Below are 23,158 nucleotides of genomic sequence, written 5' to 3'. Positions count from 1 at the left end.
GGCCTGCTCCTGCCAAGAGGAACGTCGGCTCTCACGCGCTCAGATCAGGATTGACAGATTTGGCAGCGGTGAGGTGGAGTTCACAAGCTCGACCTTCTTGGCTGCCATGCGCAAGCCGTCCGGTGTGCGTCGCAGACGGTGCGTTGCCCGCCCCGCCCAGATGCGGATGTGCCCGGTGGCCTGCAGCGCGTGCTCGTACAGCACGAAGTTGCTGCCCACCTCGAATTCGTCGCCATCGGCGCTCATGATTTCGATGTTCGAAACGACTCGGCGCATCGACGACGGAGGATCCTGCGCATGGTGGACGCCGGTGGCCAGCTGGCGGATGCGGGTGCCGAGACGGGCCCGGTTGTCATTGATGTAGCTGACACGGGTGCCGGGTACGTAGTCACCGGGACCGAACGGCACCCAGTAGTGCATGTCGTCGGTGACCAACTCCTCCCACTCGTCATATCGGGACTCGTCAGCGAGCCGGGCTTCGAGAAACAGGAATGCCTCGATGTCGCGACGCGTCGTCTCGTCGACGTTTGCCATGACGGCTGCTCAGTCTCCGCCGGTGGGGCGATCCATGACGTCGCGGTAGTGGTGCCAGAAACCCCGATTGGTGGTCTCGTCGGTGATGTCGCTCCAACGCTGGCCTTCATCGCTGCGTTCGCGCATGAGACCCCGGCTGAGATCGATCCAGCCGTCGTCACCGACGACGGCCCCTTCGAACGCGCGGTGCATTCGCTCAGCGATGACTGCATCGTCAGTGAGGAAGAACGATGCGGGGCCCATTGCCGCCTCGGATTGCAGAATGAGCCGGAGGTTGATGCTCTCGTTGGCCCCTTCCACCAGCAGCGGCGTGTGGTGGTGCACGGTGACACCGGGCGAGAGCGGTTCGATCCGGGCGATGTTCATCTCTGCCAGGAACAGGTTCGGGAAGACCAATGCGTGCGGTGGTCCGTCCCACATGATGCCCCGCGCCCTTTCCGGGCCGTAGGACCGCTCCAGTGCCTCGCAGTAGTCGGACACCTTGTCGCGAGTGGTGCCGAGCCAGGCCAGCTCGGTGGGGTAGCTGCGGCGAAAATCGAGTTCGAGATGTCCGCCGTCGTAGGCGCGTGTGACCGATGCCGAGGCATCCTCGCCGGTCATGACGATCTCGTTGTAATAGGTGTCGGGGACGGCCCGCGCCATCGACGCGTGCGTGAAGTTGAGGTGGTAGCCGTCGTTGTCGCTCTCGGGCCACATCTTCCAGTTCGAGTCGATGCGTTGGCCGATCCAGCCAGCGCTGAGGCCGACGCGTCCCGTGGGCGACATGTCGGAGGTGCGGTCGATGAGATCGGTGCCGCCTGCGCCGAGGTGATCTGCGAGCGACCCGGCGGTGCCACTGCGGTTGGCGAAGACGAAGCCCCGGTAGTCGTCCACCTGTCCGGGGCGGTCGAGGCCCAGATCGGCCATGTCCTTGTGAAAGCCCTGCGGCTCTGGAACACCCAGCAGCGTGCCGTCGAGGTCGTAGGTCCACCCGTGGTACGGGCAGCGGAAGTTCCGGTTGTTGCCGTCGTTCTGCGGACACAGGGTGGTGCCCCGGTGAGCGCAGCGGTTGGCGACCACGCTGATGGCGTCTTCACGGTTGCGCACCATGAGCACCGGCTCGGTGCCGAGTCGCCGTGAGACCCAGTCGCCCACATTCGGCACTTCGGATTCGTGCCCCACAAAGATCCAGCCGTCGGTGAAGATGCGCTCCATCTCATCCGCGAACACTCCCCGGTCGGTGTAGAGGCTGCCGTGGATGCGGTCGTGTTGCACGAGGTGCCGGTAGTCGGCGGTCGCAGGCAAGCTCTGCACTGTCAGCGCCATCGAAGCTCCTCCCGTCCCTGTCACGAGACGCTAGGCGGTCGGGTCCAGGCACCGCAGGACTCCGTCGCATCCGTCTCAACGCTGGATCCGCAACCAGTTGTCCCGTGTCAAGAATCTGAGACGGATTCGCTGTCTGGTGGTTGGGTGGTCGGGGTTTGTCGGTAGCGGTCGATGGGTCGGGCCATGGCTATGGCTTGGTGGGGCCGGATCGTGTTGTAGGTCTTGTGGTAGGCGCGGACCTGGGCGGCGAGCTCGAGACTGTCTGTGATGTCGCGCCTGTAGAGGTGCTCGTATTTGACGGCGCCGAAGAAGCGCTCGATGACTCCGTTGGTCCACGGAGCGCGGTTGCGCGTGCGGATGTGAGCGATGTGTCCCTTGGAGGCGACCCAGGCAGCGAAGCGCCCAGACTTGAAGCACGGGCCGTTGTCGGTGACGATCCGCAGGGTGCGGGTCTCGCCGGTGTCGGGGTCGACGAGATCGGCTGTCCAGCTGATGCCCAGCAGCCGCTCGGCCTCGGCGAGCGGCTGCTTCGAGGAACTCGATCGCGTCAGCGGTGGTCTTGGGGACGCTGACCTCGCACGCCGGGGCAGTCTTGGCCCAGCAGTCCACGACTCCGCCGAGGTTCCATTTGCCCGCCGAGTCGGTCTCGAACTCCGAGAAGTCGGCCTGCCACAGCCGGTTCGGTCTCGACTGCGGCGAGACGAACGCTTCTTTGCGCGCCCCGGCGCCCCGGCGGATCTCGCCGGTGCACTTCGCCGGCAGGGACAAGCCGTTGCGGGCCAGCACCCGGTGCATCGTCGAGTCGCTGACCGGGCCTGGGGAAACGCCGCCGGCCCCGACGCGCTTGAGCTCGGCCAGCTTGCGATGCCCCCACCCCTCCCAAGCATCGGCGAGGGCCTTGGCGTCGGCCTCGACGGCGTCCTGGGCCGGCGCCGGCCACGGCCCCTTCGATGCCGAGCCGGCCTGCTGCCAGCGATACCACGTCGCCCTCGGCACGCCCGCCACAGCACAGAACCGGGTCACGCTCACCCCCGCCGCCCGGCGCTGCGCGTCGAGCTCGGCGAAGCCCCATGCAGCGAGCCCCCCTTTTTCCACAGCCGCAACTCCATGTGAGCCTCGCCCAAGGCTGTATTGAGCTGCTCGATCTCTGCGGCGAGCTGCTGCTCGCGGGCACAGGGCCCATGGCGGGCGCCGGCCTCGAGCGCCTGACGACCACCGGCGAGGAACTGGTCGCGCCACTTCGAGACCGACATCGCCGAGGTGCCCTCTCGACGTGCCCCAGCAGCGATGGACACCTCGCCGCGCAACACAGCCAGCACGATCCTCGTCTTGTCCTCCACCGACATGGCGGGCTGACGGCCCATCAGGGTTCTCCTTCAGGTCAGCACCAAACAATGACCTGTCTCAAGAACCTTGACACGGGAAACTTCCCCAAGCGCACGAACCTGGCCGTGCACTCTCGAGCCGACCTGGACCGCGCCGCCGACGAACTCAACCACCGGCCCCGCATCGTGCTCGACGACCGCACCCCACACGAATTCCTGACAGACTTCCACGACACCGAACACACCACGATTCGCAACCACCACTAGAAACCGCCTGCGGTACCCGCACCAATAAGGCCACGATCATGCGGCCGGAGGCGTTGGCGCGGGCTCTGCGTGGGACTGTCCGGAATTTTGTGTATCGGGCGTGGTCTGAGGGTCCGCTGTGAGCGCCGCAGCGCTGACCTCGATGCGGCGCGCCTCGGAATCGGACTCGGTTGAGCGGATCACCGGAGCGACACGCTCGGACACCGCCGCCAGCGTCGCGCGACGGATCCTGGACACCTCCGAGGCGGGCGGGGCGACCGTGATCATCGCGAACGGCTGGAGCCCCGCCGACATCGGCGTGGCCGCAGCACTCTCTGCACGCACACCTCGCTCAGCCGTCGCCTACACCACATGCGGCGCTTTACCCGATGCGACACAGCGACTGCTGCGCGACTACCGACCGGCCCGCGTGCTCATCGTGGGCGGCGAGGCCGCCGTGGAGCCTGGCGCAGTGTCGCAAATGAGCAACGCCGTGCCCGGTGCGATCATTGAGCGCGTCAGCGGCGCCACCAGAACCGCAACAGCCGCAGGGGTGGCCCGGAGGTTCTTGGGCCCGCACCTCGCGGCACCAGCCGATGAGCTGACGATCATCGTGGCCAATGGCTGAAGTCCTCCCGACGTCGGCGCCGCAGCCGCGCTCTCGGCGCGCACCGCGGGTTCCGCGGTGCTCTACACCGAAGGTGGGCGACTCTCTGCCGAAGCCGCCGAGATACTACGCGACTACCGGCCGACCAGAGTGGTGTTCATCGGCGGGCCCGCCGCGATCACCGCCGCAGTCAAGGATCAGACCCGCGCAATCCTGCCCGACGCAACCGTGCTGCGACACAGCGGAGCTACCCGAACCCAGACCGCCGCAGCCATCGCTCGCCGAACGCTCGGACCGTCATAGGGACCCCAATCACACACGACACCACACCGAGGGTCGGCGCTACGACGCAATGACCTGTGGTCACGGAGCTAGATGCCGGGGGTTCGGTATCCGTCGTTGCGCCACAGGATCGGGAAATGGTTCTCGTCCATCTCGTCGTCGGCCAGGCGGGCGTAGCGGGAGTAGATGGGTCCGTTGCCCTCGCCGAAGCCGTCCCGGTTGAACCGGGCGTCGCTGCTGGCGCAGTGCAGCACCAGGGTTCGCCGGTGACGGTCGGAGCTGTTGGGCCCCGAGCCGTGCCAGGCCCAGCCGTGATGGAATGACCCGCCTCCCGCGGTCACTTCGACCGGCGCGATGTCTAACTCGACGCCCGCGGCTTCGGCGGCTGCAGCGACCGGAGCCCGGTAGTCGTCCGGGGCATGAAACTCGCCGAACAGGTCGCCTGCGGTGGGCCAGCGATGCGATCCCCGGGCGATCTCCAGGGTGCCGCCGCCCGCCACAGTGTCGTCCAGCGCGATCCAGCACGAGAACATCTCCGTCGGCGTGTACCAGGACAGGTAGGCGTTGTCGCGGTGGAAGCCCAGCGACCGGGCACCAGGCGGTTTCCAGAGCACATTGTCCTGGACGATGCGAGCGCCAGGCCAGCCGGCCAGCTTGGCAACGACCTCACCCAGGCGAGCGTCGAGCACAGTCGACGCAATGAGCCTGTCGGCCTTCCAGCCATTGCAGATCTGGCGCGTCAGGGTTGGGTCGCTGCGGTCCTCGAGCCAGTTGACTTCGTCTGGGACGGTGCCCGTCTCGAAGTCGCCCCGGAACAGCCGCTCGAATCGTTCCTTCAGGGGATCGACCAGAGCCCGGTCGATCAGCGCGTCGACCGTGACAAAGCCGTTGGCGTAGAACGACTCCACATCGCCAACTGCGAGCATCGCGCCAACTTAGTTCCGTGACCACAAACGTTTGCGTGGTTGAGGCGGGCTGAATGCCTCGCGCCAGCCTCGACAGGATCAGTTCTCTGTGCAGAAATGTTCGCTGAGCGAGTGATTTTGCACAGAGAAGCGCCACACCGGCAAGCGTTTGCTGGCACGGCACCAGCTCATCTGCTGTGTCTGATGTTCCGGATGTGCTAACGCATCCTGAAGTCGGGATCGTGGCGGCGGAGTTCGCGGCGGGCGATGGTCATCTTGTGGACTTCGTCGGGGCCGTCAGCGATCCGCAAGGTGCGCATGTGGGCGTACATCTCGGCCAGCGGGAAGAACTGGGTAACGCCGCCGGCACCGTGCACCTGGATGGCGCGGTCGATCACCTTGAGCGCCATGTTCGGCACGGCCACCTTGATGCCGGAGATTTCCTGAGCCGCAGCCTTGTTGCCGATCGTGTCCATGAGGTGTGCCACGTGCAGCACGTACTCGCGGGCCTGGTCGATCTCGATGCGAGCATCGGCGATCCAGTCCTGGATCAGGCCCTGCTGGGCGACCGACTTGCCGAAGGTCTCGCGTTCGAGCGCGCGAAGGCACATGCATTCCAGCGCACGCTCGGCCACGCCGATGGACCGCATGCAGTGGTGGATGCGACCCGGGCCAAGGCGGGCCTGGCTGATGGCGAAGCCCTCGCCCTCGCCGCCCAGAATGTGATCTTCCGGCACGCGCACGTTCTCGTAGACCAGCTCGGGGTGACCACCACGATCGTGGAATCCGAAGACCAGCGGATCGCGATCCACCCTGATGCCCTCGGCATGCCGGGGGACCACGATCATGGACTGCTGGCGGTGACGCGGCCCGTCAGGGTCGTTCTTGCCCATCACGATGAGCACTTGGCACTCGGGCCGCAGCGCGTTCGAGGAGAACCACTTGCGTCCGTTCAGCACGTAGGAGTCGCCGTCGCGATCGATCCGCAGGCGGATGTTGGAGGCGTCCGAACTGGCCACCTCAGGCTCGGTCATCGAGAACGTGGACCGGATCTCGCCCTGGAGCAGCGGAGCCAGGTACTGCTGCTTGACCCGCTCGGAGCCGTACAGGTTCAGGATCTCCATGTTGCCGGTGTCGGGCGCGGAGCAATTCAGCGCTTCGGAGCTGAACGTGACCTTGCCGAGCTGCTCCGAAATCGGCGAGTAGTCCAGATTGGAGAGCTTGGTGCCGGGAGCTTGCGGGTCGAGGTGGGGGATGAACAGGTTCCACAGCCCACGTTCGCGGGCAGCGGCCTTGAGCTTCTCCATGATCGCTGGCGTGGCATGGACATCTCCCGCAGCAGCCAGCTCGGCGTACTGCTCGTGGTACTCCTGCTCGTTTGGATAAATGTGGTCGTCCATGAACGACTGCACAGCCTCCTGCGTCTCGAGGCCCTTCTTGGTGTAGGCGTGCGCCATTGTCTCGCTCCAGTCCTGTGCGTACGGTTCGCGCCCAGAAAGTAGCGGGCGCCCGTGCGCCCTGAAACTAGCCCGCGGCTGTACGGAGTTTCAGAGCCGCGTTTCTCGGGGTTGGCCAATTCAGATCGCAGCCGGCTCAGACGTGGGTGCCGGCCCCGCCGTCGATCGTCAGGCAGGTGCCATTGATGTAGTTGGCAGCGCTGCTGGCCAAGAAGACCACGCCCGAAGCAACTTCTTCGGCGGTGCCGTAGCGGCCGAGGGGGACGCCGGTGGAGTTCCGGGCAAAGATCGCCTCGGCGTCGGTGCTCGAGGCTTCGGCGATCTCGGCGGCCGCCCGTTCCCACATGTCGGTGCGGATGAGCCCGGGGACGACGGTGTTGGTGAGCACGTTGTCGGCGCCGTACTTGCCGGCCAGCGCCTTGGCTGTGGCAACCATGGCTGCCTTGGTGGCGGCGTAGTCGATGAGAGCGGCATTGGGGGAGAACGCGGCGCCACTGGCGATCATGATGATCCGACCCCATTTCTGCTCGCGCATGTGCGGCAGGCAGAAGCGTGTGCAGCGCACCGCTGACATGAGGTTGAGTTGGTGCAGTTCGGTCCAGTCCTCGTCTGTCATGTACAGGAAGTTGCGCGAGGGCGAGGCGCCGACGTTGTTGATCAAGATGTCAATGGGACCCATCTCGGATGTGGCCACCTCCAGGATTTCTTGCACGGCATCGGTTTCAGACATGTCGCCGAAGAAGCCGTGGACTGAGCCAGGCCCCGATGGCGGTCGATAGGTAGCGAGTTCGAAGACCGCTTGCGGCCCGCGGGCACAGAAGCCAACCGTCGCCCCGTGATCGGCGAGCAGTTGCACAGAGGCTTTGCCTATGCCCTTGGAGGCACCGGTCACCAGCGCTACCCGTCCCGATAAGTCCAAGTCCAGCATGGGGTCCTCTCCAAAATCCGATTGTCGGCCAGCTCTGTTGTTGGCAGTTCAGTTGTTGACAGTTACTTACTCGGCAGTTACTCAGTCGGCAGCGGCCAAGGCGGTCTCGCCGCGTTCTGGGTGGTCCTCGCTCTGGCTCGTCTGAGCATCGAGTTCGGCAACGCCGGCCTTGATGCGTGGGATCAGCTCGCGGCCGAAATCGACAGCGTCGTTGAGGGGATCGAAGCCTCGAATCAGCACGTACGCCACGTCGCTCGGCCCCCCGCCTGCCGGTATTCCGAGCCGGTAATAGCGCAGGATCGAGTCGGCCACCTGTTCGGGCGTGCCGACCAGGCACGAGGTGTTCCCCGGAGCGCCTGTTGCTTCAGCGATCTTGAGCCACAGCCGCTCGTCATGAGTGTCGGCCGCCGCAGCGTGTGCCAGCATCCGCTCGCCGCCGCGGTCGTACGGCTTGCCCCGGTGACTGCCCGCAACCGTCAGCTTGTCCGTGCCGGCGGCTTCGATGCCGTCGAGGATGCGGTGCGCACGGTCCCACGCTTCGCCTTCGGTGGCACCGAGGATGGGCCGCACGCTGATCGAGAACTGAGGTTTCTGGCCGTACACGGCAGCCCTGGCGCGGAAATCGTCGAACCGCTCTGCCGTGGCAGCCCTCGGCTCGGCGTACACGGCGTACACGTCACAGCGGCGGGCACCCATCTCGAGCGCCTCGACCGACGATCCTCCGAAGAACACGGGAGGCGACGGCTGCTGCAGCGGCCTGACATCGGGGCGCACGTCGCTGAAGCGGTAGTAGGCGCCCTCGTAGTCGAACGGCTCAGGTGACGTCCACGTCAGGCGCATCACCTCGAGGTACTCGTCGGCTCGGGCATAGCGATCAGCCTTCGGCAGGTAATCGCCGTCGCGCTGATTGTCGCGGTCGCTGGCTCCGGCGATGACGTGCAGCGCGAAGCGCCCGCCGCTCAGCTGGTCGAAGGTGGCGGCTTTGCGGGCTGCCAGCGTGGGGGCGACGAAGCCGGGCCGGTGCGCGATGAGATAGCCGAGACGCTCGGTGACCGAAGCAGCATGGGTCGCCACGGACCAGCCGTCGGCCGAAGTCGAGGTGTAGCCCACCAGCACCAGGTCGAAGCCGGCAGCGTCGTGCGCCCGGCTGAACTCCTCGAGGTACTGGCGCGACAGCCCGCCCTCGATGATGTGCACCGTCGAGTCGTCCTTCGGGGGCGACACCCCGATCATCCCGATCACCGACAATGGCATGGCACCAAGGTACGCGTCCCGCCCGACTCATGCCTCCAGGGCACGGCTGGGGCTTTCCGGCGAGCCGGCGGGGTCGGCGAATACCATCGCGGGAGCACCTGCGGGCGAGCCGGCCTGCGGGGCGGGACATCATCGCTGCCGCAGCGGAGTGGAGATCGACATGGCTGAGCGACCCACGGTCGCAGATTGGGCGACCGATTTCGACCATCTGAGCGACGAATGGGCAACGAACGCACCCGAGATCCTGGCCGACCTGCGCGAGCAGTGCCCGGTTGCCCAGACGGAACGGTTCCACGGTCCCCTCTGCCAATCGCGATCCCGAAGAGGTCGCGTGGTCAGTCGGGCCGATTCGTGGCCCCCGCAGCGTGCCGCTGCGAGTCCTGAAGTGAGCAGATGAAGTGCTGAGCTCATGAAGTTTGGCGCGGTCCTGCCGACCTGCGAGATCGGAACCGACCCGATCGCCCTGCGCGACTGGGCCCAAGCCGCCGAATCGCTCGGCTACTCGCACATCGTGAGCTACGACCATGTGCTCGGCGCCGAGCATTCCGGGCGCGAGCCAGCGTTCTGGGGTCCCTACATCGAGCATGACGACTTTCACGAGCCGTTCGTGCTCTTCGGCTACCTAGCGGGCGTCACGAGCACCATCGAGTTCGAGACCGGAATCATCATCCTTCCGCAGCGCCAAGCGGCACTGGTGGCCAAGCAGGCGGCCCAGGTGGATCTGCTGTCGGGCGGGCGCTTCCGGCTAGGTGTGGGCTCGGGCTGGAACTATGTCGAATACGAGTCGCTTGGCGCCGACTGGGAGCGGCGCGGCGCCCTGCTCGACGATCAGATCACGGTCATCCGTGCGCTCTGGGAGCACGACGTCATCGACTACACGAGCGAGTTTCACCGGATCGACCGGGCCGGCATCCGGCCGCGGCCCGCCCGCCGCATCCCGATCTGGTTCGGCGGCTACACGCCTGCCGCTTTGCGACGGGCCGCCCGATGGGGGGACGGGTTCACGTTCGGCGACTCGGGGCCGGACACGGTGGCGCTGGCGGAGACCTTGCGGGAAATGCTCGCAGCCCAAGGCCGCGACCCGGCTGACTGCGCCCTTGAGGCCGAGGCCGACTACGGCATCGGCCCGGATCGATGGACCGACCTGGTGGACGAGGCCCGCGACGCTGGTTTCACTCACTTCTCCGTCAACTGCCAGAGCACCACATGCGAGTGGGGCGGCAATCCGGCTGCCAATCTTCAGAGCACCGCCGAGCACATCGAGGCACTGGAGACCTTCATCACCTCGGTGACCTGAGCGGGCTCGATCTCGGCAACAACCCAGCCGGAACTTGCGGCGTGGTCCCTCGTCGTTGGACCTCGGATGGCGGCAGCATTTGGCTTTCGCACTGCATCACGGTCCTGCGAGCTGTGGACGAGCGTGAGTGCTGTTATGATGTAACATCATGCGTACACAGATCGCCTTGGAACCAGAGCAACATGTGCAGGTGAAACAGAAGGCGGCCTCTTTGGGGATCACGATGGCCGAGTACATCCGGCGCTTGGTCGATCGCGACCTCGGCAGGGTCGATACCAATGCTGATGTTTCAGCCATCGTCGGCATCGGGAGTTCGGGGGGTAGCGACATTGCCGCTGAAGGCACGGCGATGGCTGTGGCAGAGGCGGTAGCGACGCTCCGCAGTCGCGAGTGAGCGTCTTCGTCGATACCTCAGCGTGGTACGCAGCCGCAGACGTCGACGACGCCGGTCATGTGAGGGCAGCACGTCGACTCGAGGAGTTCGCTGGCGCGTTGGTGACCAGCGACCATGTCATCGTCGAGACTTGGTTCCTTGCCACGAGGCGCCTCGGGATCGCCGTCGCGGAGAGACTCGTGAACGGGATCCGCATGGGCATTGCCCGCATCGAGCCGGCGATCGTCGCAGATCTTGAGGCAGCGGCAAGCATCGGCGAGGCGTTTGCTGACCAACGGTTCTCTCTGGTTGATCGCACGAGCTGGGCGATCATGCAGCGGCTGGGCATCCGGGAGGCCGTGGCCCTCGACGCCGACTTCTCGATCTACCGCTTCGGCCTCGGCCGACGGCAGGCATTCGTCGTTCACAGTTAGGAGACTGTCGGTGCGGGCCTTGCGAAATGCTCAACCGACTACCCGCGCTTTGAGCCTGAGGCACCATCGCGGTCCGAGCAGACCATTCCCACTATGACCTGATTGGGGGTTGCATGGAACGCATCACCGTCTACCCGGCTGCTCGGATTCGCACGATGGATCCCGGCAGACCCCACGCCAGCGCCGTCGCCGTTGCAGACGGCCGCATCGTGTCGGTCGGCTCGATCGAATCGATGCAGCCGTGGCTGCGGCGTTACCCCTTCGATGTCGACGATCGCTACGCCGACAAGGTGATTCTCCCTGGCTTCATCGACCCGCACACCCACCTGCGCCTCAGCGGCACCTACATGGGCCTGCACTACGTCGGCCCGATCGATTCCGCATCACCGACCGGTCTGCGTAAGGGGCTGCCGAGCCGTGACGCGGTGCTGCACCAACTCCGGGCACTGGTGGCCGAGCACGCCGATCCCAGTGACCCTCTCACGGCATGGGGCTACGACCCCGCCAGCCAGGAGGGCCATCTCGACCGCGACATGCTCGATGCCATCAGTGACACCGTGCCAATGTGGGTTTGCGCATACGCGCCGCACATTGTCTACGTGAACTCCCCGATGCTCGAGCTGATCGGTGTCGACGATGGCAGCGTCGGTCACGGACTCGGCCGCTACCCCGACGGGCGCCTCAACGGCTGGTTCGTCGAAACCGAGGCCACCGCACGGGCCACCCGGCCGGTATCAGCATCCATCTTCGGGCCTGGCACCGGCCGCGCCGCCATCGACCGCATGGGCGCCGTCGCTCGTGCGGCCGGCGTCACTACGACGGCGGACCTGGTGTGGGGGATGGCCGACGGATTCGCGCCCGAGTGGGACGACCATGCAGCGGCCATCGCCGAAGGCACGTTCCCGCTGCGCATCTACATGATTCCCTTCGAGCCGAAGCTGGTGCGCAGCTACGGCAGCGACATGCTCGATTTCCTCGCCTCGAAGCGGGCCGAGGGCGACGATCGGCTGAACACCCACGGCGTGAAGTACGTGAACGACGGCTCGTACCCGTCGATGACGCTGGTGATGAATGCACCGGGCTACCTCGACGAAGACACTGCCCACACGGGCGAGGTGCCATGGGAGGACATGGTGGAGCGGATGCGGCCGTTCTGGCAGGCGGGCGTGCAGATCCACTCCCACGCCAACGGCGATCGCACCGTCGACATGACGCTGGACACGCTCGCTGCGCTTCAGGCCGAGCACCCGCGCTTCGATCATCGCTTCACGATCGAGCACTACTGCATCTCGACACCGGCGCAGGCGAAGCGCCTTGCGGCGCTCGGCGGCCTCGCCAGCGTGAACGTCTACTTCGTGCACTTCCGGGCACAGCTGCACTCCGATCACGGGTTCGGCCCCGACCGCAGTGAGGCCACGGCCCGGCTGGGTTCGCTCGTACGGGCCGGCGCCACGTTCGCGCTCCACAGCGACTTCAATCTGGTCGTCACGCCGCTGTCGCCGCTGCTGGCTGCGTGGTGTGCCGTCAATCGAGTGGGCGCAGACGGCGAAACCGTGATGGCGCCGGGGGAGCGGATCTCAGTGGATCGGGCGCTGCGTGCAATCACCATCGACGCAGCCCATGTTCTGGCCCGCGACGATCGCTTGGGCTCGATCGAGGCTGGCAAGCTGGCTGACCTCACCGTGCTTGACGATGATCCCTACGAGGTCGATCCGATGGCGCTGCGCGACATCGCCGTGCACGACACTGTGCTCGGAGGCGAGCCCACCTCGTGAATTGATTCGGGCGGCGAATCCTGATTGCTGGAGGTCGGGTGTCCATCGGTTGGAGATCACCTCGGCGGGTCCGTTCCCTGCCGAATGCCTACGGGGGCTGGGCCGTGGTCGCCGGTGCCTCGGAGGGGCTCGGCTCGGCGTTCGCCGCCCAGCTCGCCGTACGAGGCATGGATCTGGTGCTGGTGGCGCGCCGCCCTCAACTGCTGGCTGAACTCAAAGAGCAGCTCATCGCCGAGTACGGGGTCGAAGTTCGATGCGTGGTTCTGGATCTGGCCGACCCCGCGTTCGCCGAGGCGCTCGCAGACGCAGTCGCTGGGCTGGACCTCGGGATCGTCGTCTACAACGCGGCGTTCACACCGGTGGGCCCGTTCCTGGAAGCCCCCGACGAGGAGATCTCCCAGGCGGTGGACGTCAACGTGCGCGGACCGCTGCTGGCCCTGCGAGCGCTGGTGCCGGGCCTTGTCAACCGGATCACGGCTGTGCTCATGGGGCGCCTCCTTCCTCGGAAGGCGGCGATCCGGCTTATCGGCAGGAACACGAGACACCTGACGTGACCAACCTCGTGGCGGGTTTCTTTGCGCCTTGGGCTGTTCTTGCTCTCATCGGGGTGCTGCACCTAGCGCTACCGGCGCGGCGTTTGGCGAGCTCTATCTCGGACGTCGGATCAACCCGCAGCTGTTCGGCGACCGCGCCGACGCGAAGATGTTCCTGCGATCGACGATGCGCACAAAAATACGGCAGCCTCTGGGAGCAGTACCGCGCAAAGGTGCCGTGGCGCATCGTGCCTCGGGTCTACTGAGGGAGGTGGGGGTGAGCGGTCCAGAGCCTGCGGTCGCAGGGCACCCTGGCGCCGGCGAACTGGACAACGCCTGGCAGGCTGCGATCGGGTCGATCGCAGCAGCTCGCCGGCAGAGCGACGATGCCCGTGGAGATGCCGTCGGCGTCACGGTGCTCACGGGATTCCTCGGCAGCGGCAAGACCACGGTGCTGCGTCAGCTGCTGGCCGAGCCCGCTGGCTTGCGAATCGCTGCGGTCGTGAACGACATTGGGCCCGTCAACATCGATGCGATGGCAATTGATGGCCTGCAAGTCGCGTCACGAACGCCCGATCGGGTTGAGCTCACCAATGGCTGTGCGTGCTGTGCCTTGGTGGACGACCTCGCAGAGACCTTGGAAATCCTCGCCAGCGCGGGAACCAGCGACGCCATCGTGATGGAGGCCAGCGGGGTCGCCGACCCCGCCACGCTTGCAGCGGTCATCGAATCGGCAGCCGGCTGTGCGCTCGACGGGGTCGTGGCGGTTGTGGATGCGCATCTGTTGGCGTCCCAGCTGGGCGATTCCCGGTTCGCGCCCGCCGTGCGTCGCCAGATCGACGTGTCGCACCTGGTGGTGCTCTCGAAGGTCGATCAGGTGGACGACGAAACGGTTCAGTCCCTGGCGCGCCGGATCGGCGAGCTCGCGCCAGGCCGGATGGTCGTTCCCTCGGTTCATGGGCGTATCGATCCACGGATCCTGCTCGGCGCTGCACTGCAGGGAGCGACGTTTCGTGCCGATGCGGGTGAGCACCCGTTCGAGGTCGCGACTGCCGTCGTCAGCCCGGCGGGACCATGGGAGGTGACGACCGTCGCTCGCTGGTTTGAGTCCCCGCCCGAGACGCTGGTGCGAGCGAAAGGGTGGTTCAGCACTCCCGACGGCAGCTGCCACGAGGTCCAAGCGGTGGGACGAAGCTGGCGTATCGAGCCTGCGAATGGCCCGCTCGACCCGGTGATCGTGCTGATCGGCGATTCTGCCGAAGCTGTCGACCGGGCAGCCGCATCCCTGCGAAACCTCGGCTAGTCGGCTGGGCTATTCGGGCGTTCCAGCCATGTGTTGCCGCATCTCGGCGCCAACGTGCCCAGTTCAGAACAACACGCAGAGCGTTCAGTCGGGCCTGACGTAGCGGGTGCCGCGGCGTTCGCCGCGTCGCGCCAGCCAGCCGAGGTCGACCAACGTGCTCAAGTCGGCGAGGGCTTTACGACGGTCCGTGCCGAACAGCTCCCTGTAGTCGGCATTGGACATCGCACCCTTGGCGTCCAAGACCTCACCGAGCGCCAACATGCGAGCCCGCAGGCGGACGATCCGGGATTCGTGCACTTCTGCGCCGTGCTGCATACCCAGGCTGAGGCCCCCGGACCCGTCGGCTTCGTCCGTGCCGTCGGGGGTCTCGTTGCCAGATCGTGCCGGTGCGCTGCGCAGCCGCACCATGTGACTGCTGCCGCCGCCAGAACGCGAACGAGGACCGGGTTGCGGCTCGCATGCGCGGGCGAACCAGTGCGCAGTGCTTCGAGCGTGACGGGGGGCACGAGCCCGCCGGGGCTGAGCACTTCCATGCGGTCGTCGTAGAACCACACCTCAATACTCCGCCCGAAATCGTCGTAGTCGCGATGGGCAGGTCAAGCTGGGCGATCTGCTGCACATTCCGATGCCTGCCGTGCTCCCGCTTGGTGCCGTCTACACGGAAGAGCCGAGCGTCAGCGCGGGGATGCCAACGCCAAATCGAGTCGCGGGCAAACAGCAGCAGCGCTGCGTTCGTGATGCGGATGCGATTCGGCCCGCCGAGGTGGATCAAGCCGTACCGCTGCATGATTTCGGCCACGGGCCGTCCGACCTCGACGACGCGCCGAAGGAATTGCTCAGCGAGACCCAGATCCAGGTCGTCGAGGGTTGCGTCCAGGCACAGTCGCTGTTCGTAGCCGCGGCGCCGGTAAGCGATCTTGCGATCGTTGATGGCTTCCTGGGTTTCGCGCACGACGCTGTCACCGACTCGATACGGAAAGCCGTTGCCTTCGACCATGACAGCCTCGGCGCTGGGGTCGACCTCCATGATGATCAGATCGGCACCGTCGAGACGTGCCCGTTGCACGCGAGATCCCAGAGCGATTTGAGTTCGACGAACTGTCCTTCGCCTCGCGCGAGGAGGCGTCGAAGCTCTGCTTCTGCGTAGAACCCGTCCTCGTGCATTCGCCAGGTATATGACGGTCATAAGTGCCATATATGACGGTCAAATGCTGCGCATATTCGACCGGGCGGCCGCATCCCTGCGAAACCTCAGTTAGTCGGCTCGGCTATTCGGGCGTTCCAGCCATGTGTTGCCGCATTTCGGCCGATGGCGGGCCTGCTGTGCCCCAGCGATCGGACAGCTCCGGGGTGCGTGGCCAGGTTCGCGGCACCCAGGTGGCCTCGTCGACCTGCTGCACTTCGGCAGTGACCTCGGGCACGGTGCCCGCAGGATCCACGAAGTAGCCGAACGCGTTGTTGCCCGGCCCGTGACGACCTGGGCCCCATCCGACGGCATGGCCTGCCCGGGCGAGCCGCCCGAGCGAGGTCATGTATGCGTCGAGCGAGGGAACCTCGTACGCGACGTGATTGAGGGATGCCCATTCGGCTCGGTTGAACGCAATGGCGTGGTGGTCGGCATTGCAGCGCAGGAACACCATCTGGCGTTCGCTCCAGTCGCTCACCCGGAAGCCCAGCACCTCGCACCACCAGTCGCAGAGCGCCTCGATGTCGGCGGTGTTGAGCACGACATGGGCGATCTTGGTCGGCGTGGCATCGGCCCGCAGCGCCGCCGCGGCCTCAGTGCACGCGGCCAGCTCGACGATCCGGCTTTCAGGGTCGGCAATGCGGAATCCGTAGCCCGCACCCGGCCGGTCCAGTGCGGCCGGCTCGCTGAGCAGGGTCACGCCGCGGCCCGCCAGCGTGGCCGCTGCCGCGTCGACGGCCCCGTTGTCGGCGAGACCAAAGCTGATGTGATCGATGCCGTTGCGATCAGCTCGATGCAGCTCCAGCACATGGTGTTCGGCGCCCGTGGCGCGTAGTACCGCCGTCTTGTCATCGGAGTCGCCAAGTTGCCGTAATCCCCAGGGGCCGGCGTAGTAATCGACGCACTCGTCGAATGCGCTGCAGCGCACGGCGATGCGCCGCAGGTGAGTGATCGCCCACGCGGGCTCGGTGGCGCTGGCGTTCATGGGCTGTCCCGGACGGCATCGAGCGCTGCAAGCACCGTCTCACCGGTCAGGGGCATTGAGGTCACGCGCACCCCGGTTGCATCGGCAACGGCATTCGCGATGGCCGATGCCACGGGCAGCATCGCTCCTTCACCCAGGCCCTTCGACCCGAAGGGGCCTGGTCCGTGTCCCTGCTCCTGGGTGATCGAGATGAACTCCGCCGGCACGTCACTGGACCGGGGCACGCGGTAGTCGACGAGTCGGCCGTTGGCGAGCACCGGGCCGTCGAAGCGCATGGTCTCGAACAGAGCGCCGCCGAGCCCCATGATCGCGGCACCCTCATCCTGACCGCGGCAGGCTCCTTCGTGCAGCACGGCCCCGGCATCGCCGGAGACGACCAGGCGGTGCACGGTCACCATTCCGGTGTCGGCGTCCACCGAAACCTCCGCAGCCCCCCAGCCGTACTCCCACGACACGCACGGTGATTCCAACGGGGCCCGGCTGTCGCTGGGGGCCTTGAAGAATCCTTCGCCGGTGAACTCGTAACCGGTCCCGCCGTAGATGCCCATGACCAGCGGGGCAAGCGGGCGTCGGTCCGTTTTGTTGGAACCGTCCTGGGACGCAACCAGCACAATGCCGTCTCGGAAATCGACACGGGCCACCGGCACCCCCAGCGCTGTGGCTGAGAACTGCAGGATGCGCAGACGAGCAGCTTCGGCGGCCTTCTGCACAGCCTGACCCATCACCGAGATGGACGAGGAGGCATTGGTGCCCTGGTCGAACGGGGTGTGATCGGTGTCGAGGTCAGACCAATGGACACGCGATCGGGGCACGTCAAGCACTCGTGCCGCGACCTCACGTAACGCTGTTTGGGCGCCCTGACCCATCTCGACGGTGCCGCATTGCACCCACGCATCGCCGCTTGTGGCGACCTTGACCCGGGCTTGCGCTGGCTTGTTGACCCCGCCCGAATCCTTGAAGCCCAGTGCCACGCCCCGGCCTCGGCCGGCAGGGCGTGCCTGGTCCATGCCGATGCGGTCGGCCACCAGTTCAAGACCTTCGGTGAGATCGGAGTCCATGGCGGACTCGCCGGGCACGTAGGCCTCGCCCAATCCGATCAGGTTGCGGCGGCGTAGCTCGACGGGGTCAATCCCCAGCCGTTTGGCGATCATGTCGATCTGGCTTTCGCAGGCGAAGTTGGCCTGGGTGCCGCCGAAACCCCGGAACGGGCCCGCGGGAGTGGTGTTGGTGAGCACCGCATCGGTGACCGTACGGATGTGCTGCCACCGGTACGGCCCCGCGACCCGATAGCCCGCCTTCTCTGCGACCAGGGGGCTTGCATCGGCATAGGCGCCTGCATCGAGCAGCACCTCGGCGTCGCGGGCCACCAGGGTGCCGTCGGACATCACGCCGGTCCGCAACCTCAGGCGTGCGTTGTGCTGGCGCATCGTCAAAAAGCCCTCGTCCAGCGTGAGGCAGTACCTGACGGGTGCACCGGCCTTGCGGGCCAGCAATGCGGCGATCGGCTCGGTCTTGCAGCCGTTCTTGGCGCCGAAGCCGCCGCCTAGGTACCTGACCTGCATGCGCACCCGGTGCTCGCCGATGCCCAACAGCCGAGCCATCTCCTTGCGGACCGGGAACGGGTTCTGGCAGCTCGACCAGAGCTCGAGACGGCTGCTGTCAGCTGTGCTGTCGTCGCTTTCGTCTGTGCTGTCGCCGCTGTCCGCGGTTGGGGCCGACCAGCGGGGTCCGGACCATCGGGCGACCGTCACGAACGGCTCAAGATGCAGGTGCTGCTGTCGGCCGTCGAAGCCGAACACGTCGACGAAGATGTGGTCGCAGCGATCGAAGACCGCTGGGTCGCCGGTCTCGTAGGCAAAGCGGTAGCAGACGTTCGGTTTGGGCCGGGTGCCGCCGCTGGCGCCTTGGCCGTAGATGGGAGCCATGGCCAGCGGAGCTTCGGGGAACAACTCTGGCGCGCCGTCGGCCAGAGCGGCATCGAAGTCGGCCACGGTCGGCAGCGGCTCGTAGTCGACTTGTACGAGCGACAGGGCCCGCGCCGCGTCGAGCTCGGTGTCCGCTGCGATCGCGACGACGGCGTCGCCCACGTAGCGCACCCGGTCGAGCGCCAGGATCGGCTGGTCCTTCACGAAGTAGCCGTAGCTGTGCGAGGCCACCAGTGGCCCGGCCACAGGGCGGTGCTGCAGGTCGTCGCCAGCCCAACGTTCTCGAAGCTCGACGTCGAGCAGGTCCCGCCGTGTCAAGACGGCCCGAACACCGGGGGCCTGCTCGGCCGCGACGGTGTCGATGCGGGTCACGAGAGCATGTGGGTGGGGCGAGCGCAGCACCTTGGCGTGCAGCATGCCGCCGAGCGCGACATCGACTGCGTACGAAGCGGTGCCGGACGTCTTCGCCGCGGCGTCTGAGCGCGTCATGGTGCACCGTCTTGCATCGGGCTGCTGGGGGAGCGCAGTGCAGCTGAGGCTGCCTCCACTGCCTCGATGACCATGAGGTAGCCGGTACAACGACACACGTTCGAATCGAGCCAGTCGCAGATCGTCGTTCGGTCGGGGTCGGGATGGCGGGCCAGCAGCGCGCTTGCGGTGAGGATCAGCCCAGGTGTGCAGTAGCCGCACTGGAAAGCGCTCAGCTCGGCGAATGCTCGCTGGACCGCAGACAATGCCGCCGCTGGGCCGGTCAGCCGGTCGCCGGCCGCTGCCGAGCGGCCCGATTCGATCGTGAGCACGTCGCGACCGTCGGTTTGCCAGGCGAACGTGGAACACGACGCGGTGGGATGGCCATCGACGAGCACGGTGCAGGCACCGCAGACGGCCTGATCACAGCCGACGCGAGTGCCGCCGAGTCCAGCGCGTGACCGGATGGTGTCAACCAGCATCTCCGACGCTGGGGTCGACGCGCTGAACGGTTCCCCATTGAGCCGCAGCTCGATATCCACTAAGTCGTCCGACAGGGATTCTGCAGGGTGCCCGGTAAATGCGACGGCTTCCCTGCGCGAGGCATTAGGCGGGTACGCACCATCACTGCCAAGGTCGCCATCATTCATCGCACCTGCTGCATGGAGCTCCAGGCAACGGCCGACGAGCACGTCGATGACGCGGCGCCGGTAGGCAGCCGAAGCGAAGACGTCATCGGTCGGATCGGCTAGTTCTCCGAGAGCTGCGTTGACGGCGTCGACATCAGCGGCGCCGCTGGGCAGCACCTCGACCTCGGGATAGGCGCAACCGATCGCTATGTGGTTGTCGCCGACAGCCACAGACGCGACTGGCTTCAGCGATCGCTCATAGACGACATGGCCGGCAAACGGCACCTCGCAGCCGACGAGCAAGCGATCGCGCGGCCGGTCCGCCAAAGCGAAGCGTCGCTCGGAGCCATCGGGTTCCATGAAGATCAGCTCGGCTCCGGCGGCAGCCAGGATCGGCGCTGCGTCGTAGCCGGAGTCGAACGCCATGAGGTTGCCCCCCAGCGTGCCGGTGGACCGGATGCGCGCGTTGCCGATAGTCCGCCATGCATCAGCGAGGTCCGGCCGCACCGTCCGTACGAGTCGGTCGGTTTCGATCCGGGCGTGGGTGACAGCCGCGCCGATGAACAGCACACCGTCTCCCAGCGAGATCGCGTCGAGCACTTCCAGTCCGCCGTAGGACTCCCGCCCAGGCCTGCACAGCGGGACGAGGGCGGGAGCCACTTCGCCGTTGCGAAGCCGTTGCGCAACGTCGATCCCTCCGGCATGCGCCCAGGCGCCGGCAGCGACCATCGAAGCGGCGTCCACCAGCGAGGCAGGTCGGTTCAACGAGAACGGCTCGATGCCCAGGTGGCTCCGGGAGATCAGTCCAGCCGGAACCGCGTGCTGAGCGGGATCGGTCTCGACACTCATGTCTGGACGCCGCGCATATCGGGACTCATGGCCCGGCTGTCGGCGGCATCTCGACGGGCGGGACGAACGGGACCGGCATCGGCCCCAGCGCATCACAGTCCACACGGATCATCTGCGGGTGTCCCGCAGCGGTCGCCGTCTCGAAGGCGTCGGCGAACTCCCGCGGCGTGGACACCTCGAAGTAGCCGAAGTCGAACGCTGCCGCCGTCGCGGCCAGGTCCGGTGTGTACAGATCCACGCCCGAGCGCCGATGCAGGTGCCGGTCTTGGGTGTTGCGCAGCACCCCGTACCCGCCGTCGTCGAAGACCACAACGGTGACGGGCAGCTGCTCTTGGGCCAGCGTGGCCAGTTCGCCGAGCTGAGGGACGAGACCGCCGTCGCCGACCATCACCATGGTCGGTTCATCGGCACGGGCCACCGCAGCGCCGATCGACATGCCGACGGCCTGTCCGATGCCGCCTCCCCGGGGGACCACGTTGGTGGATGGGTCGATCACTGGCAGCAGGCGATTGCCCCACGAGCTGTTGGGGATGGTGATGTCGCGCACACGGGGCGACCGGTCGCCGAGCACGGTTGCCATGATGTCGCAGATCGCCGCGTACGGCCCGATGTCTCGCCGCAGCTGAGCCCGGCACTGCTCACGGGCGGCAGTGATGCTCTCGTGCCATTCCGGCTGCAGGGCACAGCGGCGATCGGAGAGACGGGCGACGAGCGAGGCGACCAACGTGCGGGCATCGCCCACGATCCCGACATCTGCCGGGTAAGAGCGGCCGATGGCCGCAGGGTCGATGTCAATCTGGATGTGCGTGGCGGGCAGGGCCAGCCGGTAGCTGCGGGTCTCGTTCGAGCGGAAATGCGTGCCGATCGAGATGAACACGTCGGCTTGGGCGAGCAACTCGGCGCCGGTCGCAGACGCCGCGAAATTGCCGATGACCCGGTCGTCGGTCTCGGGCACGACACCGCGCCCTGCGTTCGAGGTGAACAAGCCAGCACCGGTGCAGCGCAACAGATCGTCGATCGCAACGCTGCAACCGATGGCACCGCCTCCTGCCCACACCAAGGGTCGTTCCGCTGCGGCGATGAGCTCAGCAGCCCGGTCCAACACAGCATCGTCCGGTTTGGTCGCAACACCAAGGCTCGTCGAGTCATGACGCGCAGCTGCGCCACTGGAGCCGCTGACAAGTGCGGATGCTTCGATGGGCTCGGGCCCACCGCCGGTGTTGTCCAAGCCAAGACTCGTGGGAGCGTCTTCGGGGAGATGGTCCCAGAGGGCTGGCTCCCCGTATTGCAGATCGATCGGCCACTCCAGGCTGACCGGTCCACGCGGATGGGTGCCCAGCCGTCGGGCTGCGTGGGCGAAGTCGGTCGACGGTGTCACCCCGACCGTCGTCGCCCATACCGAGCAGGACCGCAACATTCCCAGCTGATCGCGTGTCTCGTGAATGACTCCGCGGCCTGCGCCGAGATGCTCGCTGGGAATCTGTCCGGTGACGTGCAGCACCGGCGAGCCGGCCGTGAGCGCCTCCACCAATGCCCCAGCCGCATTCGCGGCGCCCGTTCCCGTCGAGGTCACCGCGCAGCCGGGCGTGCCGCGGACCCGGGCGTAGCCGTCGGCTGCGTTCACAGCGGCTGCCTCGCTGCGGGTGGGCACCCATCGCAGGCGGTGGGTAAGCGCATCGACGAGGGGGAGATTGTGGACGCTGACCACCCCGAAGGCAGTGTCGACATCGAGCGACGCCAATACCTCGACGAGCAGGTCGCCGCCGTTTCTCCGCTGGGCTGCGCTCATGGCATCACAAAGCCGCCGTCGATGACGATCGTCTGCCCGGTGATATAGGCGGCTTCCTCGCCCAGCAGGAACACGATTGCGCCGGTGACGTCGTCGGGCTCCTGGGGCCGGCTGATCGCCCGGTTCTCGGCGTACAGCGCGTGGCGTTCGGCCGGGATCTCTTCAGCGGAGGGCCCCTCCACAAGTCCCGGCGCCACGGCGTTGACGGTGATGCCATGGTCGCCCAGCTCTCGAGCCATCGCCCGCGTCAAGGCAATTAGCGCTCCCTTCGAAGCGATGTAGTGCGACAGGCGCGGCGAGCCGTACAGCGCCGCATCCGAGGCAATGTTGACGATCCGGCCTTCGCCGGCAGCCAGCATCTGCGGGGCCAGCGCCCGACTCACCAGCCACGACCCACGGGAATTGGTGGCTTGGATGCGATCCCATTCGTCGGGCGTGATTTCCCAGAACGTCTTGCCGCCCACGGCGTCGGCCAGTCCGGCGTTGTTCACGACGCCCCAGAGGGGCCCGCCGGAGCCAAGATGCTCGGCCAACGCAGCAACCGAGGCTTCATCGCTCACATCGGTGGGGATGAACTCGGCGGCGCCGCCTGCAGCCCGGATCTCGCCGACGACGCGCTCGCCGCGTTCGGGAATCAGCTCGGCCACGACTACCGATGCGCCATTCGAGGCGATCGCATGTGCCATCGCCTCGCCAAGCCCGCGCCCGGCGCCGGTGACGACGACACGGCGACCGTTCAGGCTCATGGTCGAGCCGGTCGTGTGGGTTG

The 23,158-nt window shown here is 66.7% G+C and carries 25 protein-coding genes and 1 pseudogene; 11 read left to right on the top strand and 15 right to left on the bottom strand.

Annotated elements, in window-relative coordinates:
- Positions 1-39: 39 nt before the first annotated feature.
- From ACPXYO_RS16295 to ACPXYO_RS16280, 4 genes are all read right to left on the bottom strand, one after another.
- Positions 40-534 carry an aromatic-ring-hydroxylating dioxygenase subunit beta gene (locus tag ACPXYO_RS16295; RefSeq protein WP_423922774.1) on the bottom strand — a complete coding sequence of 165 codons (495 nt, stop codon included), beginning with the start codon at positions 532-534 and terminating at the stop codon, positions 40-42.
- 9 nt (positions 535-543) lie between these two features.
- Entirely contained in the window at positions 544-1,839 is a 1,296-nt protein-coding gene (locus tag ACPXYO_RS16290) for an aromatic ring-hydroxylating oxygenase subunit alpha (RefSeq protein ID WP_423922771.1), read from the bottom strand.
- 107 nt (positions 1,840-1,946) lie between these two features.
- A complete protein-coding gene (locus tag ACPXYO_RS16285; RefSeq protein ID WP_423922769.1) occupies positions 1,947-2,726 on the bottom strand; it encodes an integrase core domain-containing protein in 780 nt (259 codons plus the stop codon).
- A gap of 138 nt (positions 2,727-2,864) precedes the next feature.
- Positions 2,865-3,203, bottom strand: coding sequence for a transposase (locus ACPXYO_RS16280; RefSeq protein WP_423922766.1), 339 nt, complete (start codon positions 3,201-3,203; stop codon positions 2,865-2,867).
- Positions 3,204-3,233: 30 nt separating this feature from the next.
- Between ACPXYO_RS16280 and ACPXYO_RS16275 the strand changes: the two genes are divergently transcribed.
- The 3 genes from ACPXYO_RS16275 (at position 3,234) to ACPXYO_RS16265 (ending at position 4,320) form a co-directional block, all read left to right on the top strand.
- Positions 3,234-3,431, top strand: a complete 198-nt coding sequence (locus ACPXYO_RS16275) for a hypothetical protein (protein ID WP_423922763.1) — start codon at positions 3,234-3,236, stop codon at positions 3,429-3,431.
- 118 nt (positions 3,432-3,549) lie between these two features.
- A complete protein-coding gene (locus ACPXYO_RS16270; RefSeq protein WP_423922760.1) occupies positions 3,550-4,038 on the top strand; it encodes a cell wall-binding repeat-containing protein in 489 nt (162 codons plus the stop codon).
- A 57-nt stretch (positions 4,039-4,095) separates the two neighbouring features.
- Complete coding sequence (locus ACPXYO_RS16265) at positions 4,096-4,320, top strand: hypothetical protein (protein WP_423922757.1); 225 nt, start codon at positions 4,096-4,098, stop codon at positions 4,318-4,320.
- Between the two features lie 68 nt (positions 4,321-4,388).
- Here the strand turns inward: ACPXYO_RS16265 and ACPXYO_RS16260 are convergent, their stop codons facing one another.
- The 4 genes from ACPXYO_RS16260 to ACPXYO_RS16245 all read right to left on the bottom strand — a co-directional run bounded on the left by ACPXYO_RS16260 (position 4,389) and on the right by ACPXYO_RS16245 (position 8,843).
- Positions 4,389-5,225 (bottom strand): phytanoyl-CoA dioxygenase family protein, encoded by an 837-nt coding sequence (locus ACPXYO_RS16260; protein WP_423922754.1) that lies wholly within the window; start codon positions 5,223-5,225, stop codon positions 4,389-4,391.
- A gap of 197 nt (positions 5,226-5,422) precedes the next feature.
- Complete coding sequence (locus tag ACPXYO_RS16255) at positions 5,423-6,661, bottom strand: acyl-CoA dehydrogenase family protein (RefSeq protein WP_423922752.1); 1,239 nt, start codon at positions 6,659-6,661, stop codon at positions 5,423-5,425.
- 136 nt (positions 6,662-6,797) lie between these two features.
- Complete coding sequence (locus ACPXYO_RS16250) at positions 6,798-7,589, bottom strand: SDR family NAD(P)-dependent oxidoreductase (RefSeq protein ID WP_423922749.1); 792 nt, start codon at positions 7,587-7,589, stop codon at positions 6,798-6,800.
- An 81-nt stretch (positions 7,590-7,670) separates the two neighbouring features.
- Positions 7,671-8,843, bottom strand: a complete 1,173-nt coding sequence (locus tag ACPXYO_RS16245; protein WP_423922747.1) for an LLM class flavin-dependent oxidoreductase — start codon at positions 8,841-8,843, stop codon at positions 7,671-7,673.
- Between the two features lie 160 nt (positions 8,844-9,003).
- On the opposite strand from ACPXYO_RS16245, the gene ACPXYO_RS16240 reads away from it, so the two are divergent.
- The 7 genes from ACPXYO_RS16240 to ACPXYO_RS16210 all read left to right on the top strand — a co-directional run bounded on the left by ACPXYO_RS16240 (position 9,004) and on the right by ACPXYO_RS16210 (position 14,558).
- On the top strand, positions 9,004-9,240 hold the full coding sequence (locus tag ACPXYO_RS16240) for a hypothetical protein (RefSeq protein WP_423922744.1): 237 nt from the start codon (positions 9,004-9,006) through the stop codon (positions 9,238-9,240).
- Positions 9,241-9,252: 12 nt separating this feature from the next.
- Positions 9,253-10,140 (top strand): LLM class F420-dependent oxidoreductase, encoded by an 888-nt coding sequence (locus ACPXYO_RS16235; RefSeq protein WP_423922741.1) that lies wholly within the window; start codon positions 9,253-9,255, stop codon positions 10,138-10,140.
- 148 nt (positions 10,141-10,288) lie between these two features.
- Complete coding sequence (locus tag ACPXYO_RS16230; protein ID WP_423922738.1) at positions 10,289-10,534, top strand: hypothetical protein; 246 nt, start codon at positions 10,289-10,291, stop codon at positions 10,532-10,534.
- Positions 10,531-10,947: a type II toxin-antitoxin system VapC family toxin gene (locus tag ACPXYO_RS16225; protein ID WP_420626668.1), complete on the top strand. Its 417-nt coding sequence runs from the start codon at positions 10,531-10,533 to the stop codon at positions 10,945-10,947. The genes ACPXYO_RS16230 and ACPXYO_RS16225 overlap by 4 nt, the downstream gene beginning before the upstream one ends.
- Before the next feature lie 113 nt (positions 10,948-11,060).
- The gene (locus ACPXYO_RS16220) at positions 11,061-12,722 is read left to right on the top strand and encodes an amidohydrolase (RefSeq protein WP_423922735.1); all 1,662 of its coding nucleotides are present in this window, start codon (positions 11,061-11,063) and stop codon (positions 12,720-12,722) included.
- A 38-nt stretch (positions 12,723-12,760) separates the two neighbouring features.
- Positions 12,761-13,276 carry an SDR family NAD(P)-dependent oxidoreductase gene (locus tag ACPXYO_RS16215; protein WP_423922733.1) on the top strand — a complete coding sequence of 172 codons (516 nt, stop codon included), beginning with the start codon at positions 12,761-12,763 and terminating at the stop codon, positions 13,274-13,276.
- A gap of 256 nt (positions 13,277-13,532) precedes the next feature.
- Positions 13,533-14,558, top strand: a complete 1,026-nt coding sequence (locus ACPXYO_RS16210) for a CobW family GTP-binding protein (protein ID WP_423922730.1) — start codon at positions 13,533-13,535, stop codon at positions 14,556-14,558.
- 84 nt (positions 14,559-14,642) lie between these two features.
- Here the strand turns inward: ACPXYO_RS16210 and ACPXYO_RS16205 are convergent, their stop codons facing one another.
- Together ACPXYO_RS16205 and ACPXYO_RS16200 are read right to left on the bottom strand one after the other, a co-directional pair.
- On the bottom strand, positions 14,643-14,966 hold the full coding sequence (locus ACPXYO_RS16205) for a hypothetical protein (protein ID WP_423922727.1): 324 nt from the start codon (positions 14,964-14,966) through the stop codon (positions 14,643-14,645).
- A gap of 23 nt (positions 14,967-14,989) precedes the next feature.
- Positions 14,990-15,118: pseudogene (locus ACPXYO_RS16200) on the bottom strand (ATP-binding protein); the annotation flags it as partial.
- Between the two features lie 125 nt (positions 15,119-15,243).
- Here ACPXYO_RS16200 and ACPXYO_RS16195 point away from each other — a divergent pair.
- A complete protein-coding gene (locus ACPXYO_RS16195; protein ID WP_423922724.1) occupies positions 15,244-15,705 on the top strand; it encodes a hypothetical protein in 462 nt (153 codons plus the stop codon).
- A gap of 121 nt (positions 15,706-15,826) precedes the next feature.
- On the opposite strand, the gene ACPXYO_RS16190 is transcribed toward ACPXYO_RS16195, so the two are convergent.
- Genes ACPXYO_RS16190 through ACPXYO_RS16170 form a run of 5 tightly spaced genes read right to left on the bottom strand, consistent with a single transcriptional unit; the run spans position 15,827 to position 23,135 of the window.
- Complete coding sequence (locus ACPXYO_RS16190) at positions 15,827-16,729, bottom strand: VOC family protein (RefSeq protein WP_423922721.1); 903 nt, start codon at positions 16,727-16,729, stop codon at positions 15,827-15,829.
- Positions 16,726-19,143 carry a xanthine dehydrogenase family protein molybdopterin-binding subunit gene (locus tag ACPXYO_RS16185; RefSeq protein ID WP_423922718.1) on the bottom strand — a complete coding sequence of 806 codons (2,418 nt, stop codon included), beginning with the start codon at positions 19,141-19,143 and terminating at the stop codon, positions 16,726-16,728. Before ACPXYO_RS16185 ends, ACPXYO_RS16190 begins: the two co-directional genes overlap by 4 nt.
- A complete protein-coding gene (locus ACPXYO_RS16180) occupies positions 19,140-20,600 on the bottom strand; it encodes a 2Fe-2S iron-sulfur cluster-binding protein (protein WP_423922716.1) in 1,461 nt (486 codons plus the stop codon). The genes ACPXYO_RS16185 and ACPXYO_RS16180 overlap by 4 nt, the downstream gene beginning before the upstream one ends.
- Positions 20,601-20,625: 25 nt before the next feature.
- Complete coding sequence (locus ACPXYO_RS16175; protein WP_423922713.1) at positions 20,626-22,389, bottom strand: thiamine pyrophosphate-binding protein; 1,764 nt, start codon at positions 22,387-22,389, stop codon at positions 20,626-20,628.
- The gene (locus ACPXYO_RS16170; protein ID WP_423922710.1) at positions 22,386-23,135 is read right to left on the bottom strand and encodes a 3-oxoacyl-ACP reductase family protein; all 750 of its coding nucleotides are present in this window, start codon (positions 23,133-23,135) and stop codon (positions 22,386-22,388) included. Before ACPXYO_RS16170 ends, ACPXYO_RS16175 begins: the two co-directional genes overlap by 4 nt.
- Positions 23,136-23,158: the final 23 nt, after the last annotated feature.

Origin of the sequence: Candidatus Poriferisodalis sp. (assembly GCF_965237655.1) — a bacterium.
Classification (GTDB): Bacteria; Actinomycetota; Acidimicrobiia; order Acidimicrobiales; family Poriferisodalaceae; genus Poriferisodalis.
This window is presented reverse-complemented; position numbering and strand designations above follow the sequence as displayed.